This window comes from Marinobacter sp. DS40M6, assembly GCF_028581595.1.
GTDB classification, from domain to species: Bacteria; Pseudomonadota; Gammaproteobacteria; order Pseudomonadales; family Oleiphilaceae; genus Marinobacter; species Marinobacter salarius.
On sequence record NZ_JAFCAE010000003.1, the window covers coordinates 263,656 to 279,607 of the forward strand.

The 15,952-nt window shown below is 57.0% G+C and carries 12 protein-coding genes; 1 reads left to right on the forward strand and 11 read right to left on the reverse strand.

Annotated features, from left to right (window positions below):
• Positions 1-34: 34 nt before the first annotated feature.
• From JJO78_RS08915 to leuC, 5 genes are all read right to left on the reverse strand, one after another.
• A complete protein-coding gene (locus JJO78_RS08915; RefSeq protein WP_273623389.1) occupies positions 35-3,196 on the reverse strand; it encodes a FimV/HubP family polar landmark protein in 3,162 nt (1,053 codons plus the stop codon).
• Between the two features lie 381 nt (positions 3,197-3,577).
• Positions 3,578-4,693 (reverse strand): aspartate-semialdehyde dehydrogenase, encoded by a 1,116-nt coding sequence (gene asd / locus JJO78_RS08920; RefSeq protein WP_036205486.1) that lies wholly within the window; start codon positions 4,691-4,693, stop codon positions 3,578-3,580.
• 118 nt (positions 4,694-4,811) lie between these two features.
• The gene (gene leuB, locus JJO78_RS08925; RefSeq protein WP_036205484.1) at positions 4,812-5,885 is read right to left on the reverse strand and encodes a 3-isopropylmalate dehydrogenase; all 1,074 of its coding nucleotides are present in this window, start codon (positions 5,883-5,885) and stop codon (positions 4,812-4,814) included.
• 44 nt (positions 5,886-5,929) lie between these two features.
• A complete protein-coding gene (leuD, locus tag JJO78_RS08930; protein ID WP_273623391.1) occupies positions 5,930-6,577 on the reverse strand; it encodes a 3-isopropylmalate dehydratase small subunit in 648 nt (215 codons plus the stop codon).
• Positions 6,578-6,594: 17 nt separating this feature from the next.
• Positions 6,595-8,013, reverse strand: coding sequence for a 3-isopropylmalate dehydratase large subunit (gene leuC / locus JJO78_RS08935; RefSeq protein ID WP_273623392.1), 1,419 nt, complete (start codon positions 8,011-8,013; stop codon positions 6,595-6,597).
• A 482-nt stretch (positions 8,014-8,495) separates the two neighbouring features.
• Between leuC and JJO78_RS08940 the strand changes: the two genes are divergently transcribed.
• Positions 8,496-9,362, forward strand: coding sequence for a LysR family transcriptional regulator (locus JJO78_RS08940; RefSeq protein WP_036205481.1), 867 nt, complete (start codon positions 8,496-8,498; stop codon positions 9,360-9,362).
• A gap of 28 nt (positions 9,363-9,390) precedes the next feature.
• On the opposite strand, the gene JJO78_RS08945 is transcribed toward JJO78_RS08940, so the two are convergent.
• From JJO78_RS08945 to JJO78_RS08970, 6 genes are all read right to left on the reverse strand, one after another.
• Positions 9,391-10,554, reverse strand: a complete 1,164-nt coding sequence (locus JJO78_RS08945; RefSeq protein ID WP_227517736.1) for an MFS transporter — start codon at positions 10,552-10,554, stop codon at positions 9,391-9,393.
• 271 nt (positions 10,555-10,825) lie between these two features.
• Positions 10,826-11,920, reverse strand: coding sequence for a chorismate synthase (gene aroC / locus JJO78_RS08950; protein WP_273623393.1), 1,095 nt, complete (start codon positions 11,918-11,920; stop codon positions 10,826-10,828).
• A gap of 24 nt (positions 11,921-11,944) precedes the next feature.
• Complete coding sequence (gene prmB / locus JJO78_RS08955) at positions 11,945-12,829, reverse strand: 50S ribosomal protein L3 N(5)-glutamine methyltransferase (protein ID WP_036205478.1); 885 nt, start codon at positions 12,827-12,829, stop codon at positions 11,945-11,947.
• Between the two features lie 94 nt (positions 12,830-12,923).
• Positions 12,924-14,129, reverse strand: a complete 1,206-nt coding sequence (locus JJO78_RS08960; protein WP_036205477.1) for a patatin-like phospholipase family protein — start codon at positions 14,127-14,129, stop codon at positions 12,924-12,926.
• 5 nt (positions 14,130-14,134) lie between these two features.
• Entirely contained in the window at positions 14,135-15,037 is a 903-nt protein-coding gene (locus JJO78_RS08965) for a DUF4892 domain-containing protein (RefSeq protein ID WP_273623397.1), read from the reverse strand.
• On the reverse strand, positions 15,027-15,944 hold the full coding sequence (locus JJO78_RS08970) for an alpha/beta fold hydrolase (RefSeq protein ID WP_075195244.1): 918 nt from the start codon (positions 15,942-15,944) through the stop codon (positions 15,027-15,029). The genes JJO78_RS08965 and JJO78_RS08970 overlap by 11 nt, the downstream gene beginning before the upstream one ends.
• Between the last annotated feature and the right edge of the window lie 8 nt (positions 15,945-15,952).

Genomic DNA, 15,952 nt, shown 5'->3' on the forward strand with positions numbered 1-15,952 from the left:
GGCGTTTCGCATTCGCTGTACTGATTATATCGAATCAGGACAGATTTTTAAGGAGATCCTGCGCTTCCGCTTTCTGCTCCTCATTTCCTTCCAGAGCCACTTCCTCAAGGATATCCCTGGCTCCATCGACGTCGCCCATTTCCACGTAGGCTCTGGCAAGGTCAAGCTTGGTTGACGCTTCGTCGGTGCCTGTCAGGAAATCGAAGTCATCGTCGTCGCCAAGATCGGCTTCTTCGATGTCATCCGCGCTGGACGCAGCCTTTGAGGATGCGGGATCAGATGCCACGGGAGGCTCACCTGACTCTTCCTCCGCGGACTCGGCAGCCGCGAGATCATCATCGCTGAGTTCTGGAAGATCTTCTTCCACTTCCTCGACGCCTGCAACGGTCTCTTCCGGATCTGCGGGCTCCTCACCCGTAAGGGCATCCTCAAGGCCGAGCTCTTCATCCAGAGGAGTAGAATCCTCCTCCTGCTGATCGTTATTCGCATCTGTACCGGCGGAATCGCCGGAATCGGCAAACTCTTCCATAAGCGCAAGGTCCTCGTCGGAAACGTCAAGCTCAAGGTCGTCAAGTTCGCTTTGTTCGTCGTCGGAAGACGTCTCATCTTCGCCGGCAACTTTATCCAGCTCAGCATCCAGCTCGTCCAGGAAGGATTCGTCCAGGGAATCCAGATCGCTTTCTTCCAGGTCGCCTTCTTCCAGGCTGTCAACTTCCAGCTCTTGACCTTCAGAGTCGTCAGCGCCGGCTGTTTCCAGATCGTCCTCATCAAGTTCCAGTGAGTCGAACGCATCCGAGTCGTCCGTTGTTTCGCTCGACTCCTGTTCATCCTCCGCGAAATCGAGGCTCAGATCATCGTCTTCCTCGGATGTTTTCGGCTCCTCGGCTGAATCGTCCTCTAGTGAAAAGTCGAAGGCGTCGTCAGCCAGATCATCGGATTTTTCTGTGGTCGCCTCTTCTTTACCACTCGAGGTATCGATACCAGAGAGGTCATACTCGATCAGATCATCCGGGCCCGGTTCCTTTTCGGATTCCTCGGCGTAGGTGTCGTCAGTTTCGTCCAGATCGGAAAAATCCGTCTCCAGGCTACCAAACTCATCTTCAGCCTCATCTTCCGATGTGCTGTCCAAAGCCGGCTCATCAAATACGGTATCCTCGTCACGTGAGCTGGTGTCGAAAGAATCCGATCTCAGCTGAGATTCCAGATCGTCAATGCTAGGCATTGACTCAGCCTCTTCGAGGCGAGCGCGCATTTCGTGAGCTTCGGCGATAGCCTGTTCGTCGTCCAGGGTCTCAACCTCACCGAGCTGCTTCTCAAAGGATTGTCTGTCCTGGGTATCCGCGTACACCCCAAGCAGTTTCAAGCGCAGATCTGTACGACTGGGTTCACGGGAAATTGCGGTTTCCAGAGACTGTGCCGCCTGATCCATGCGCCCATACGCAATGTAGGCGTCGGCTTCCGCCAGAGGGTCACTCTCCGGTGCATCCGCACCGTCTTCGTCATCCAGGGTGAGATCGAAGGTATCGGTCTCCGCGTCGGTTTCACTATTCAGCTGGTCGTAAAACGCTTTTTCACGATTGGCATTGCGACGCGCCAGCAACAGCAGAAGCAACAACAGAACAACCAGACCACCGCCAAGCGCTATCTGATACATCGGGTTGTTGGTAATCGCGCTGATGATGTTATCCGGAAAGCCCTTGTCAGACTCCGCCGGTGATGTTGACACCTCGCTGGCAGGCTGCTCGGATGCCGGTGATGCTACATCGGCTTCCTGCTGACCGGCCTCTTCCTCAGGCGCGGTACCGGCATCCATTTCATCGGACGCAACGTCGGCCTCTGGCATATCGGCATCATCACCCATCGCCGGTGCGTCAGCACCTTCTTCGGCGCCCGCTGCGGTGGTTTCATCCATGTCGGTTGCCGCAGGATCAGCCGCATCTTCGTCGGTGGCCATACCGTCCGCGGCATCCATGTCTTCTGCGGCCATATCAGTAGCGTCGCCATCGGGGGACGTTTCCATCTCCTCTTCAGCGACTTGCGCAGACAATGTCTCCGCCTGAGGTGCATCTGCGGGTTGGCCGCTGTCACCTTGAGCCTGCTGCATTTCGGCAAGCTGTGTATTTTTCAGTTCCAGCAGACGCTGAAGGGTTTCCACCTGATTTTGAAGATCATCAACCCGACCACCCAGCTCTTCATTTTCTCGCCGGGCGCTTTCGAGCTCTTCCATGACGACGGCGGAGCCGGCGTCTACACCACCGGCGGTATCACCGTCACCGCCGGCAGAACCGCCCTCTTCGGCATCACGAGTGCTGCTGTCTTCACTTGCAAGCAATCGAAGCTCATCACCGCCAGTCTGTTCACCACCCGCTTGCCCTGAAGCAACTTCGGTATCTGTGGCATCCACCGTGCGCTGCGGCGTCGAGAACGCTTCGTTCTGTGCGGCCACCTGTCGATTAGCCTCGGCACGGGAACGACTGCGAATCTGTTCCATATCCGGCACCCGCAGCACTTCACCACGCTTGAGCCGGTTGATATTGCCCGCAATAAACGCGTCAGGGTTCAGGTCCTGGAGCGCAAGCATGACCTGTTGCATGGACACACTGCTGTCGGGGCGAACACTCTCAGCAATATTCCAGAGGGTATCGGAAGGCCCGGTGGGCCCGAGAGTCCTCGCACGCTGAGTGGTTGTGCGCCGGGGCTCCTGGGATGTCGATCTGGCCTGCTGTTGACGCGCTGGCTCGGAAACCTGGCGAGTGGTTGGAGCGGCAACCTCTTCCCGCACACCGGACTCCTCCGCATACACCGGGGGGTCAACCAGAACCGCGTATTCCCGCATCAGCCGCCCATTGGGCCAGGTCACTTCAAGCAGGAAATTGAGGTAGGGTTCCCGTAATGGCTCACGGGACGACACGTTCACCACCAGACTGCCATCGCTGGCTGTGGTGACGCGGAAATCAAGTTTGGTAAGGAAATAGTTCCGGTCGATACCAACCCGTTCATAGGCCGAATCGGGAGCGATGTTTACAAATACATCACCAGGGTCGACGCCCTCGCTTTTACGCAGACTGATATCCGCGTCCAGAGGCTCATTCAGATAGGACTGTAATTCAATCTCACCCAGACCCAGGGCCTGTGCGACGCCAGAACCAAGCCCTCCCGCCAGAGCCAGAGCAACCGCAAGCTTGCGTACCTTCATGCTTTTTCCTTACCAGTCTCCGTTATTCGTTACTGTTTTCACAAACAGAATCGGACGAGGTTGGATGACTTCCGTCTTGATTACTATCGTTATTATGTAAAGTTTTTAATATTCAGCCCGGCAAGTATTGTTGATAAAACCTCTTTTATCAATCAATCAGCCGCAGTCCTTGCACCATTTTTTCATAAATGGTCGGGAACATATTGTTACCGAACGATGATCCGGTGCCCCCGAATAGCCAAAGTCTAGCCCACAAGAACCCAAACATGTACAAAACGCTTCCGAAAATAACAGGGGCGGAGGCGTATTTCAGCCTCCGCCCCCAGCCGGTTCTCTGAAACCGGACACAGTTGGCATAATATTGCCCGCTGCGGGACTGCGTTACTGCTCCTGCAGTATGCGAAGCATCCGCCTGAGCGGTTCCGCAGCACCCCACAGCAACTGATCACCAACCGTGAACGCTGAGATGTACTCAGGCCCCATGGTCAGCTTGCGGATACGGCCAATGGGAACACTCAACGTACCCGTAACCTTCGCCGGGGTGAGCTCCCGAAGGGTGGCATCCCGCTCATTGGGAATCACCTTCACCCAGTCGTTGGCTTTGGCCAGGATGGACTCAATCTCGGAAACCGGAAGGTCCTTCTTCAATTTGATGGTCAAGGCCTGACTGTGGGAACGCATGGCACCGATGCGAACGCAGATGCCGTCGATCGGAATCGGATTGCTGCTGCGACCAAGAATCTTGTTGGTCTCGACGCCCGCTTTCCATTCTTCCTTGCTCATGCCGTTATCAAGCTGCTTGTCGATAAACGGAATCAGGCTGCCTGCCAGAGGCACTTCAAAGTGCTCGGTGGGAAAGCCGTCCGAACGCATGGTTTCGGTTACCTTGCGATCGATATCGAGGATAGCCGAGGATGGATCCGCCAGCTCGTCACTCACGCTGCCCTTCAGCTCGCCCATCTGGTTGAGCAGTTCCCGCATGTTCTGGGCACCGGAACCAGACGCCGCCTGATAGGTCATAGGCGATACCCATTCAATCAGGTCCTGCTCCAGCAGCCCACCAAGGGCCAGCATCATCAGGCTGACAGTACAGTTCCCACCAACGTAGTCCTTCACGCCCTTCGCCAGGGCATCGTCAATCACGTTGCGGTTGACCGGATCAAGAACGATGACGGAATGATCGACCATCCGCAGCGTGGAAGCGGCGTCAATCCAGTACCCCTGCCATCCGGCATCACGGAGTTTCTGGTACACGGCACCGGTGTAATCCCCGCCCTGGCAGGTAACCACCACATCCAGCGTTTTCAGGGTATCGATATCGAAGGCATCCTGCAGCGCAGGCACACCCTCTTTGCCTACGTCCGGTGCCGGCTTTCCGGCCTGGGAAGTGGTAAAGAAGATCGGTTCGATATCTGCAAAATCGTTTTCTTCGCGCATGCGCTGCATGAGGACAGAGCCCACCATACCGCGCCAGCCAATAAGTCCAACTCGCTTCATGTGCGACCTTTGAACCTCGTTTTATGCCCGCCCTCTACCTGTATCGCTGGCAGGGACAGGATGGATGATCCCGCGACAACCGCATCGCGTTGTCGTCGGGTCTCAAAACTTGCCGGCCTCAGAGTGCCGCCAGAACGGCATCGCCCATCTCTCGGGTCGATACCTTCCGGCCCTCAGAAGACATGATATCCGCTGTCCTCAGGCCCTGATCCAGCACTTTGCTGACCGCCGCCTCTATCGCCTCGGCGGCTTTCTCCTCGCCAAGACTGTACCGCAACATCATTGCGCCACTGAGGATCGTAGCCAGCGGGTTGGCTATGCCCTTGCCTGCAATATCGGGTGCAGACCCGTGACAGGGCTCGTACATACCCTGCTTCTCAGAGTTCAGAGACGCAGAGGGCAACATCCCGATCGACCCCGTCAGCATAGCCGCTTCGTCAGAAAGAATATCACCAAACATGTTGCCAGTCACAATCACATCAAACTGTTTGGGTGCCCTGACCAGCTGCATGGCGGCGTTATCCACGTACATATGGGAGAGCTCGACATCCGGGTACTCCCGGCGCAGATCTTCCATGATTTCCCGCCATAAAACAGTCACTTCCAGCACATTCGCCTTGTCGACAGAGCAGAGCTTCTTGCCACGCTGCTGGGCCGCTTCAAAGGCGACACGGCCAATACGACGAATTTCCGATTCCGTATAGGCGTACGTGTTGTAGCCCTGACGCTCCCCACTTTCCAGTTCGCGGACGCCCCGTGGCTGGCCAAAATAGATGCCGCCGGTTAACTCCCGAACAATCATTATATCAAGGCCGGAGACCACCTCTGGCTTCAGTGAGGATGCAGAAGCAAGCTGGGGATACAAAATGGCCGGGCGCAGATTGGCGAACAACTCAAGGTTGGAGCGCAGCCCAAGCAGTCCTTTTTCAGGACGACTGGCCATCGGACGCTTGTCCCACTTGGGGCCACCCACGGCGCCCAGCAGGATTGCGTCCGCCTTACGCGCCTTGTCCAGGGTATCCTCCGGAAGTGGCGTATCCGTTTCGTCGATGGCGGCACCGCCAACCAGGGCGGACTCGAAGTGCAGCTCCAGACCGAATTGCTCGTTTATCTTACGCAGAACCTTTTCCGCTTCGGCAACAATTTCCGGGCCAATGCCATCGCCAGGAAGCATCAGGATAGAACGGGACATAGTGATTCCTTGAAGGTCGATTCGTTGTGGTAATTCAGGGCGGATCAGCGACCGGCATCAAATAACCAGGGTGCCGTTTTGCGCCTCGACGCTTCGTAGGCCTTTATGACCTCCGCGTCTTCAAGCGTAACACCGATATCGTCCAGGCCGTTCAGCAGGCAATGTCGACGAAAATCATCAACTTCAAAGTTGAACGATTCGCCGGACGGCGTGGTAACGGTTTTGGCTTCGAGATCTATCGCCAACTGATAGCCCTCTTCCGCCTCGGTTTCATGAAACAGCCGATCTACAATTTCTTCATCTAAAACAATTGGCAACAAGCCATTCTTAAAGCAGTTGTTATAGAAAATGTCGGCGAAACTGGGCGCAATGATAACGTGGAACCCAAAATCCTCAAGCGCCCAGGGGGCGTGCTCGCGGCTGGAGCCACAACCAAAGTTGCGCCGCGCCAGGAGCACGCTGGCATTTTTGTAGCGATCCTGATTAAGCATGAAATCAGGATTGATGGGCCGCTGTGAGCAGTCCTGGTCCGGCTTGCCTTCATCAAGGTAACGCAGTTCGTCAAACAGGTTCGGCCCGAAGCCGGTACGTTTGATGGACTTCAGAAACTGCTTGGGAATGATCATGTCCGTATCCACATTGGACCGGTCCATGGGGGCAACAATGCCCTGGTGTTGCTTTAAGGCTCGCATGGTGTCTCTCCTGTGGATCAGTTCATCATCTCGCGGACATCAACGAAGTGGCCGTTGATCGCCGCCGCCGCTGCCATGGCCGGGCTAACCAGATGGGTACGCCCGCCGAAGCCCTGGCGGCCCTCGAAGTTACGATTGGAAGTGGAGGCGCAATGCTCTCCCTGCCCCAATTTGTCGGCGTTCATGGCCAGACACATGGAGCAGCCCGGATCACGCCACTCAAGACCGGCTTCAATAAATATCTTGTCCAGCCCTTCCTGTTCCGCCTGAACTTTCACCAGACCGGAACCAGGCACCACCATCGCCTGCTTGAGTGATGACGACACCTTCCGCCCCTTCACGACCGCCGCTGCTTCACGAAGATCCTCTATACGGCTGTTGGTACAGGAGCCAATAAACACACGATCCAGCTTGATCTCGGTAATCGGCATGTTCGGCCTCAAGCCCATGTACTTCAAGGCACGGACAATTCCCTCGCGCTTGATGGGATCGGCTTCCGCTTCCGGGTCCGGCACATTACCGCCAACGCCGGCGACCATCTCGGGAGACGTCCCCCAGCTCACCTGCGGCATAATTTCGGAACCGTCGAGTTCAACAACCTTATCGAACACCGCATCGTCATCGCTGTGCAACGTCTTCCAGTATTCAATGGCTTGCTCGCGCATCTCGCCCTTGGGGGCAAACGGGCGATCCTTGACGTAATCAATGGTGGTCTGGTCTACCGCGACCATGCCCACTCGCGCACCGGCCTCGATGGACATGTTGCAGATCGTCATTCGGGCCTCCATCGAAAGGCCTCGAATCGCTTCACCGCCAAATTCGATCGCACAGCCCGTGCCGCCGGCGGTGCCGATCTTCCCGATAATGGCGAGGACAACGTCTTTCCCGGTCACGCCGGGCCCAAGCTTGCCATTCACCTTCACCAGCATGTTTTTCATTTTCTGCTGAACCAGGCACTGGGTGGCGAGCACATGTTCCACCTCTGACGTGCCGATACCATGAGCCAGGCAGCCGAATGCACCGTGGGTGGAGGTATGGGAATCGCCACAAACAATGCTCATGCCAGGCAGTGTCGCGCCCTGCTCTGGCCCGATCACATGCACGATGCCCTGGCGTTGGTCCTTGATCTTGAATTCCAGGATGCCGAACTCGTCGCAGTTCTTGTCCAGGGTTTCCACCTGAATCCGGGATACCGGGTCAACAATGCCTTCAATGCCTCTGGCGCGGTCGGTGGTGGGTACGTTGTGGTCCGGCGTCGCCAGGTTGGCATCCAGCCGCCAGGGCTTACGCCCGGCCAGCCGCTGGCCTTCAAAGGCCTGCGGCGAGGTGACTTCGTGCAGCAGATGCCGGTCGATGTAGATCAACGCGGAGCCGTCATCCCGCTGTTTGACGAGATGGTCGTCCCACAATTTGTCGTATAAGGTCTTGCCCGCCATGGTTCTCTCTCACTCTCTGGGGGTTTCTGTTTTTTCAGTATGGTTCTATTTTAACGCCTAGCCTTGAATAACCTCAATTCATGTTTTTTATGTTGCGCATTCCATGATGGAATATTAGGCTTTGGGCGAGCCTACCTTAAAGCCGGGCCTGCGTGTTGGGTGCGAGTCGCATGGCGGTAAGAGCCTCCCAAAACACGCCGTAAACCCATCCATGGGGGCTCGGTCGCGCCGTCCATGGCGCTCCACGGTTTTGGGAGGCTCTTACCACCACGCTACTCTGATATTTCCCGGGCCTACACATAGACGATGAATGGCAGGCAACTCACTAGCTTGGGGAGTATGCCGGGAAGACTGTTCCAAAAACGTGGAGCGCCATGGATGGCGCGACCGAGCCCTACAGGGACGTATTAACGGGCGTTTTTTGGAACAGTCTTCCCGGCATGCGACCTTCACCAAGGGACGCAGTCAAAGAGGTAACCACCATGGATGCGAACTCCCTGAAAGCATTCCTGACAATCGTAGACCAGGAGTCATTCTCCGAGGCGGCAGAACTGCTACACCTGACGCAGCCCGCAATCAGCAAGCGGCTGGCTGCTTTGGAGAACCAACTGGGAACGAAGCTGATCGACCGGAGCAATAGACAGGTCCGATTGACGGACGCAGGGGCACGCCTTCTACCCCATGCCCGGCGAATTCTGGATGAAGTGCACAATGCCCGACAGGCGCTGTCAGATCGTGAGGGATCGGTTTCAGGACAGCTGTCGGTGATTGCCAGCCACCACATCGGACTGCATCATCTCCCTGCCTGGTTACGGCGGCTGAACCGGGATTATCCGGAGGTGTCTCTGGAACTGCAGTTCATGGATTCTGAAAGCGCCTTCGGGCAGATGCGTAAACGTACAGCAGAGCTCGCGTTCGTGACCCTGAGCGAGAGCATGGACCAGGCATTCGATGTGCACGTGCGCTGGGAAGATGCCATGGCATTCGTGGTGTCGCCGGAACATCCACTGGCCTCGCTGGACAACCCGGGGCTCGGGGATCTGTCCCGGTATGACGCCCTGCTCCCCGAAGCTGGCACCGCCACCTACCGATCCATCAGCCGACTGTTTCTCGATGCGAGCCTGCCCCTGAAAATCCAGATGCCCACCAACTACCTGGAAACCATCAAGATGATGGCCAGCGTCGGGCTTGGGTGGAGCGTTTTGCCGGTGAGCATGGTCGACGACTCACTTACGGTGCTTTCTGTGCCCCACTCCGTAAGCCGCATTCTCGGCGGTGTGGGACTGAAGGGCCGATCGCTGAGCCCCCAGGCACAGGCACTGCTGGATATCGCAGCAGATCTTCAATAAAACCCGCTAAACACCACAGCAACACCAATCAATGCTCGGGCGGCGGCCTCAGGCCCCGCCAAGTGATGACAATGGCAATGGCCATGGCCGCCGCCCCGCCCCAGAACGCGGCGGAGGTACTGAACCCGTCCACCAGAAAGCCCGACAACCAGGCGCCCAGTGCGCCACCGGCACCAAAGGTCAGCCCACTGTAGAGCGCCTGCCCCTGGCCGTGATGATGCTGCCCGAAGAAACCCTGAATATACTGCACCGAAATAGCGTGCAGGGCGCCGTAAGAGGCCGCATGCAGCAACTGCGCGAAAATCAGCACCGCCACCACATCCGTCACTTCCGCGATCAACACCCAGCGAATCATCGTCAGCGCCAGTGCCGCAATCGCAATCTGCCGCACGGTGAAATTGCGGGTCAGCCGATGCATCACCAGGAACAACCCAATCTCTGCCAGCACCCCTAGCGACCACAACAACCCGATCGCCAACTTACCGTACCCGTGCTGCTCAAGGTGAATACTGAAAAACGTGTAGTACGCCCCGTGGGATACCTGCAGCAGAAAGTTCATCAAAAAGAACGTCACCACCGCCGGGTGAGTCACAATCGCTTTCAGACTGCCCTTGGGCGCCGGTGGCTTACGCTCTCCCCGCTCCGACGGCACCAGAAACGCCGACACCGCAATCCCCGCAAACACCGGCAACAACAACCACGGCAACAGAGTGATCGGGATCAGCTCCAGAATCCCGCCCACCAGCGCCACCGCGCCAATAAACCCTACCGACCCCCATAACCGCACCTTGCCGTATTTCTCACGTTGCGTTCCCAGCGACCGCAACGTGATCACTTCATAAAGCGGCAAAATCGCGTTCCAGAAGAACGTAAACGCCAGCATGACCAGCAACAGCCCATAGAACCCCGGCTCCATGAACACGCCGGCGAAGAACAGCGACCCCGTAATGGCACCGAACCGAACCAACCGCACCCGCTGCCCAGTCCGATCCCCCAGCCATCCCCACACACTGGGCGCCACAATCTTGGTTAATTGAATCGTCGCCATCAGTGTGGCGATCTCAAGGTAGGAAAAGCCCCGGCCTTCCAGATACAGGGACCAATACGGCAGCAAACCGCCGAGGAGAGCGAAAAACCAGAAGTAGAGGTTTGAAAGGCGCCAATAGATAGGAATGCTCCAATGAGATATCACAGAAGACCGACCGCTGCGGCAAGCAGGGCCTTTCAAAACCGTGGAGGGCCAGGGATGGCCCAACCGAGCCTACATGGACGTACTTGCGGCGTGTTTTGAGAGGCCCTGCTTGCCGCAGCGAGCACCATTACCAACCGCGACCGAGCCCTACAGGGACGTATTTACGGGCGTTTTTTGAACCATGCTCACCGCCGGAACCGCTTCGCGAATTAAGACGACCGGCTAGTTGGCGAATTGTTCCTTCGCAGGCTGGCTGAAAACTCCAATACTCTCACGCCTGCCCAATATTAGGCGTAGACACCGTGACATTCCCATTCTGACCACGATGGCGGAGATAATGATCCATCAACACAATGGCCATCATCGCCTCCGCAATCGGCGTCGCACGAATGCCCACACAGGGATCATGCCGCCCCGTGGTAATCACCTCCACGGGATCACCGTGAACATCAATACTCCGCCCCGGCAACCGCAAACTGGACGTCGGTTTCAGCGCAATACTGGCCAGGATTGGCTGCCCCGACGAAATGCCGCCGAGAACACCACCGGCATGGTTCGACAGGAACCCTTCAGGGGTTAACTCATCCCGGTGCTCCGTGCCTTTCTGGTCAACACACCCAAAGCCCGCTCCAATCTCAACACCCTTCACCGCGTTAATGCTCATCAACGCATGAGCCAGGTCCGCGTCCAGCCGGTCGAAAATCGGCTCACCCAGGCCGGGAGGAACGCCCTCAGCGACCACATTGATACGCGCACCGATGGAATTGCCCTCTTTGCGCAGGGCATCCATATAGGCTTCCATCTCCGGCACCTTATCGGCATCCGGGCAGAAAAACGGATTCTGGTGAACCTGATCCCAATCGATCTTCTCAATGCGGATTGGTCCCAACTGGGAAAGATAACCCCGGATCGTGATGCCAAGGCGCTGATCCAAAAATTTCCGTGCAACGGCACCGGCGGCGACCCGCATCGCTGTCTCGCGTGCAGAAGACCGACCTCCACCCCGATAATCCCGAACACCGTACTTGTGCATGTAGGTATAGTCGGCGTGGGCAGGACGGAACTGCTCCGAGATCTTCGAATAATCCTTTGAGCGCTGATCGGTATTCTCGATCACCAACCCAATGGGGGTGCCAGTGGTCTTACCCTCGAACACCCCCGAGAGGATCTTCACTTCGTCCGCTTCCCGGCGCTGGGTGGTATGACGCGAAGTGCCGGGCTTGCGGCGGTCCAGATCCCGCTGCATATCAGCCTCGGACAGCTCAAGCCCCGGAGGGCAACCATCAATTATGCATCCGAGCGCAGCCCCGTGGCTCTCACCAAAGCTGGTCACCGTAAACAATTTTCCGAAGCTATTTCCCGACATGATTCAGTATCTTATCCAGGGTATTTAATGTAGGTCTTCAGCAGTCAACAGAAACACACCGTCGCCGCCATTCTCAAATTCCAGCCAGGTAAACGGCATATCCGGATAGGCTTCCTGCAACGCCACCCAGCTATTCCCGACCTCAACAATCAAGAGGCCACCCGGGTTCAGGTAATCGGCTGCCCTCGCGAGTATCCGATGAGCGATGTCCAGCCCATCTCCCCCGGCAGCAAGGCCAAGTTCCGGTTCGTGGCCATACTCCGCCGGCATATCCGCAATATCGTCAGCGTCCACATAGGGAGGGTTGCTGAGGATGACATCGTATCGACCTTCAAGCCCATCGAACACATCGGACCGTACGGTGCTTACCCGGTCACCAACCTCGTGATAATCGATATTGACCGCGGCCACGTCGAGGGCGTCGGTAGAGATATCCGCAAGGTCCACCTCGGCGTCCTCGAATACGCTCGCGGCTGCAATGCCAATACAGCCACTGCCAGTACACAAGTCCAGGATCCTGCCCACGGGCTTGTTACCCAACCAGGGTTGCAACCCGCCTTGAATCAGCTCTCCCAATGGTGAACGCGGCACCAGCACGCGTTCATCCACATGAAATGGCAGCCCCATAAACCAGGCTTCACCCAACAGATAAGCCAAGGGGACCCTGTCGTCAATACGGCGTTGCATGCGATCAAGGATCAACGCTCGTTCTTCACGGGTCAGCCGCGCATCCAGAAACAGGGTATTGTTTTCCAGAGGCAAATGGAGGCTGCGCATAACCAGTTGCACAGACTCATCCCACACGTTGTCAGTGCCGTGGCCAAAATAAAGAGGCGAATCGGCAAAACGAGAAGAAACGTACCTCAGGTAGTCTCTGACGGTGTGCAGGTCATCAATGGGGTTACTCACGCACGCTCATCCTGTTCGGAAATGATCAAGGCGCTGAATTATACGCTCTTTCCGGCACAGGCTGCAGCCCACCGCCGCAATCGCGGTTTCAGGGTCATATCGCCATCGGGCCAGAGCTGTTCTGGTTCTCTTCGTACCGGTCCAACGCGGCGGCCATACGTTCCCGTCCAAGCTGAATCAGTTCCGGCGCCTTGTGATAGTCATAGCTGCGGCTGGCGTTCTTGGGAATGTTCACCAGCAAATCGGGTGGATACCCAGCGATCTTGTATTGTACCAAGGCGCTTTGCATGGTTTCGACGGTCAGGTTCATGACATCGAACTTACCAATACCCAGCTTATCCCAGTCAATAGTCTCGTGATCATCCTGATGTTTCTTCGGTTCCGATTTTATCGCGGGCGTCTTTTTATTGTGCTCGTTCTTCGCCACCGCCTTGCTGATTTTCTCTTCCGGTGAAGCCGACGAACCACCCTCTTTCTTGGTACTGAAGGTCTTCAGGGCATCCCAGTCAAACCAGCGGGAGGCCTTATCACGGATTTTTTCGACCCATTCCTCGGTATCATCGTCGTCAGGGTTTGCAAACGCCGCATCCGGCAATCGCCGCCCGCGGTCATCTTCGCCACTGAGGTTTACGGCCACAATCATATCGGCATGGGAGGAAATGGTCGGAATGATCGGCAGTGGATTGAGCAAAGCGCCGTCCACCAGCACGCGGCCATTCAACACCAGAGGCGTCACCACACTGGGTATGGCAACCGACGCCCGGATGGCCTGATCCAGCGGCCCTTCCTGAAACCAGATTTCCTTATGGGCAAGGAGATCCGTCGCCACAGCCGTATAGGCGATCGGAAGGTCTTCAATTCGGGTATTTCCAATCATTTCCCGCACCACGGAGAATATCTTTTCTCCACGAATGGCGCCGACGGAGCTAAAAGTCACATCCAGCAGCTTCAGCACATCGAACTGGCCCAGGCCAGTTACCCAGTCCTTGTAATCCTTCATCTTGCCGGCTGCAAACACGCCCCCGATCAAGGCTCCCATGGAACAGCCGGAAATGGCGACAATGTCGTAGCCTCTTTCCACCAGTATCTCGATCGCACCTATATGGGCATAGCCCCTGGCCCCGCCACTGCCAAGAGTCAGCGCTACGGTCTTGCCCTTGCCGGGAGCCGTCGGCCGGGGATCGCCTTTCTCGGACGCCGACTGAGCAGCGGATATTCCGGTGCTCGTGACAATCTGGGAGATATCGTCTGCCGGCTTCTGATCTTCGTCCTGAAGCTCTGTCCCGGATGGCCTGTTCATTCCCTTCACCTCGTAATCACCATCACTTCAACCCGGTCACCTTGCCGATCGGGATTTGGTATCACAACCGTGGGGCCAACCGTAATGATCATCTGGCGGCTTTCGGAAACGCCACTTTTGGCCAACACCTGGGAAAGTGACTGCGCTGCAGCCTCTGCCCGCTCCATAGACGCTTCCAGGGTTTCATTATCCTTGAGCTGGGAATAGGCCGTCAGTACTACCCGGGCTTCAGCCTCGCCGGCCCAGTCATTGATGATGCGCCGGTCGGCACCGCTCCACTCAAAGCGGTAGGTGATGCCACCCTGCCAGGGCACAATCACCGGCCCCTTGATTCTGGCGCTTTCGTTGCCCATTCCCGGAATATCAGTTCCCTGAGGCGCGACCAAATGTTCAACCCAGACAAACTGGCGCTGGTTGGCGCGGGTAACCGTATACACCAGCGTCAGCCACGGCTGGCCATTCTCATCGACCGAACCGGCAACAAGATAGTCCTGATTGTTGTCCCGCCCATAGAGACTGGATTGATCAAAAATCTGGTTGGCCCACACGTTACTGCGCCCGCAATTCCTTCCGGAACATTCAAACAGTATCTGGGCGCCACGGGCCTGCAATTCCCTTAGATAGTGATCGCGAGCCTCTTCCCGGTTGGCACCGCCCTGGACTTCATATAACTGCCCGACGCCCTTGACCGGGAGCCGGGCCATGGACGCGGAGCGGATCTCGTTGTTCACCTCACGAACCGGGCTGAACAACACCAGATGCCCCGGCGACTTGATGCTGATTTCCTGATCAAGGCGCGCCTCCGGAAACGGTTCCGGCGGTGGCATTTGCGCCGACACCATGGTCGAAAACCCCATGAACATGGCGGCGACCCACACTACTGACTGCGACAAGCGCTTATTCTGCATCGTCTAAAAAGCCTCTGACTGCATCAATGACGGGTTCAACATTCCCGTCCAGGTGGCAATGGTGGCCTCCGGGCACGGCCACCACATCCAGGTTCGCGATCGCATCCAAACGTGAATCAAGTTCCGGGCGACTGGCCAGGAGCCCCTGCGTCGCACGCAGGAAACGTGTTGGCGTGACGACTTTCTTCAGGCAAGCGGTCACTTGCGCTTCGTCCATCATTATCATCGATGGATGGCGCAAACGCGGATCGGTTTGCCACACGAAACCATCACCGGAAGACTTCATGCTCCGCGTTACCAGCATTCTCGCGGCTTCTGGCGACAGGGGGATCATGCCACCCTCCCGAGCCTTGGCTGCCAACTCTATGTCAGGGTATACGACCGCTTTCCCTGAACCCGTCATTCGTTTGATGATCGACTTGCGCATCTGATCGATCACCTCATCCGGTTTACGACTGATCGGCCCAATGCTGTCGATCATGACCAACCGACGCACCCGTTCCGGAAACGCCGCCGCGTAGAGCACGCTGACAATCCCGCCGAGTGAATGACCCACCAGATCAATCTGCCCTTTCGGCGAGTCTTTGAAATGGGTCTCAACCAGTTCTGCCAGGTCCGCCACATAATCCATCAACTGGTAACCCTGGCCTTCAGGCCGGTGCCCGGAACGCCCGTGCCCAGCCATATCGAGGGAGTACACATCGCGATTGCCCGCCAACGCCGGGGCCAATCTGGCGAATGACAGGGCGTTATCCAGCCAGCCGTGGATCATCAGCACCGGCCAGGTTTCAGAGGCCGTGGCAGCGGGCCAGTGCAGGCCTGCCAGGTCGATGTGTTTAAGAGACCAGTTGATTTCCCGACACGTCATTGTTGTATCAGGTGGGGTTTCCAGAATGGTGTCGTTCATTGAAGCGC

Excerpts from the sequence above, each read along its gene's own strand:
- JJO78_RS08915 (WP_273623389.1), bottom strand. The coding sequence starts at position 3,196 with ATGAAGGTACGCAAGCTTGCGGTTGCTCTGGCTCTGGCGGGAGGGCTT.
- asd (WP_036205486.1), bottom strand. The coding sequence starts at position 4,693 with ATGAAGCGAGTTGGACTTATTGGCTGGCGCGGTATGGTGGGCTCTGTC.
- leuB (WP_036205484.1), bottom strand. The coding sequence starts at position 5,885 with ATGTCCCGTTCTATCCTGATGCTTCCTGGCGATGGCATTGGCCCGGAA.
- leuD (WP_273623391.1), bottom strand. The coding sequence starts at position 6,577 with ATGCGAGCCTTAAAGCAACACCAGGGCATTGTTGCCCCCATGGACCGG.
- leuC (WP_273623392.1), bottom strand. The coding sequence starts at position 8,013 with ATGGCGGGCAAGACCTTATACGACAAATTGTGGGACGACCATCTCGTC.
- JJO78_RS08940 (WP_036205481.1), top strand. The coding sequence starts at position 8,496 with ATGGATGCGAACTCCCTGAAAGCATTCCTGACAATCGTAGACCAGGAG.
- aroC (WP_273623393.1), bottom strand. The coding sequence starts at position 11,920 with ATGTCGGGAAATAGCTTCGGAAAATTGTTTACGGTGACCAGCTTTGGT.
- JJO78_RS08960 (WP_036205477.1), bottom strand. The coding sequence starts at position 14,129 with ATGAACAGGCCATCCGGGACAGAGCTTCAGGACGAAGATCAGAAGCCG.
- JJO78_RS08965 (WP_273623397.1), bottom strand. The coding sequence starts at position 15,037 with ATGCAGAATAAGCGCTTGTCGCAGTCAGTAGTGTGGGTCGCCGCCATG.
- JJO78_RS08970 (WP_075195244.1), bottom strand. The coding sequence starts at position 15,944 with ATGAACGACACCATTCTGGAAACCCCACCTGATACAACAATGACGTGT.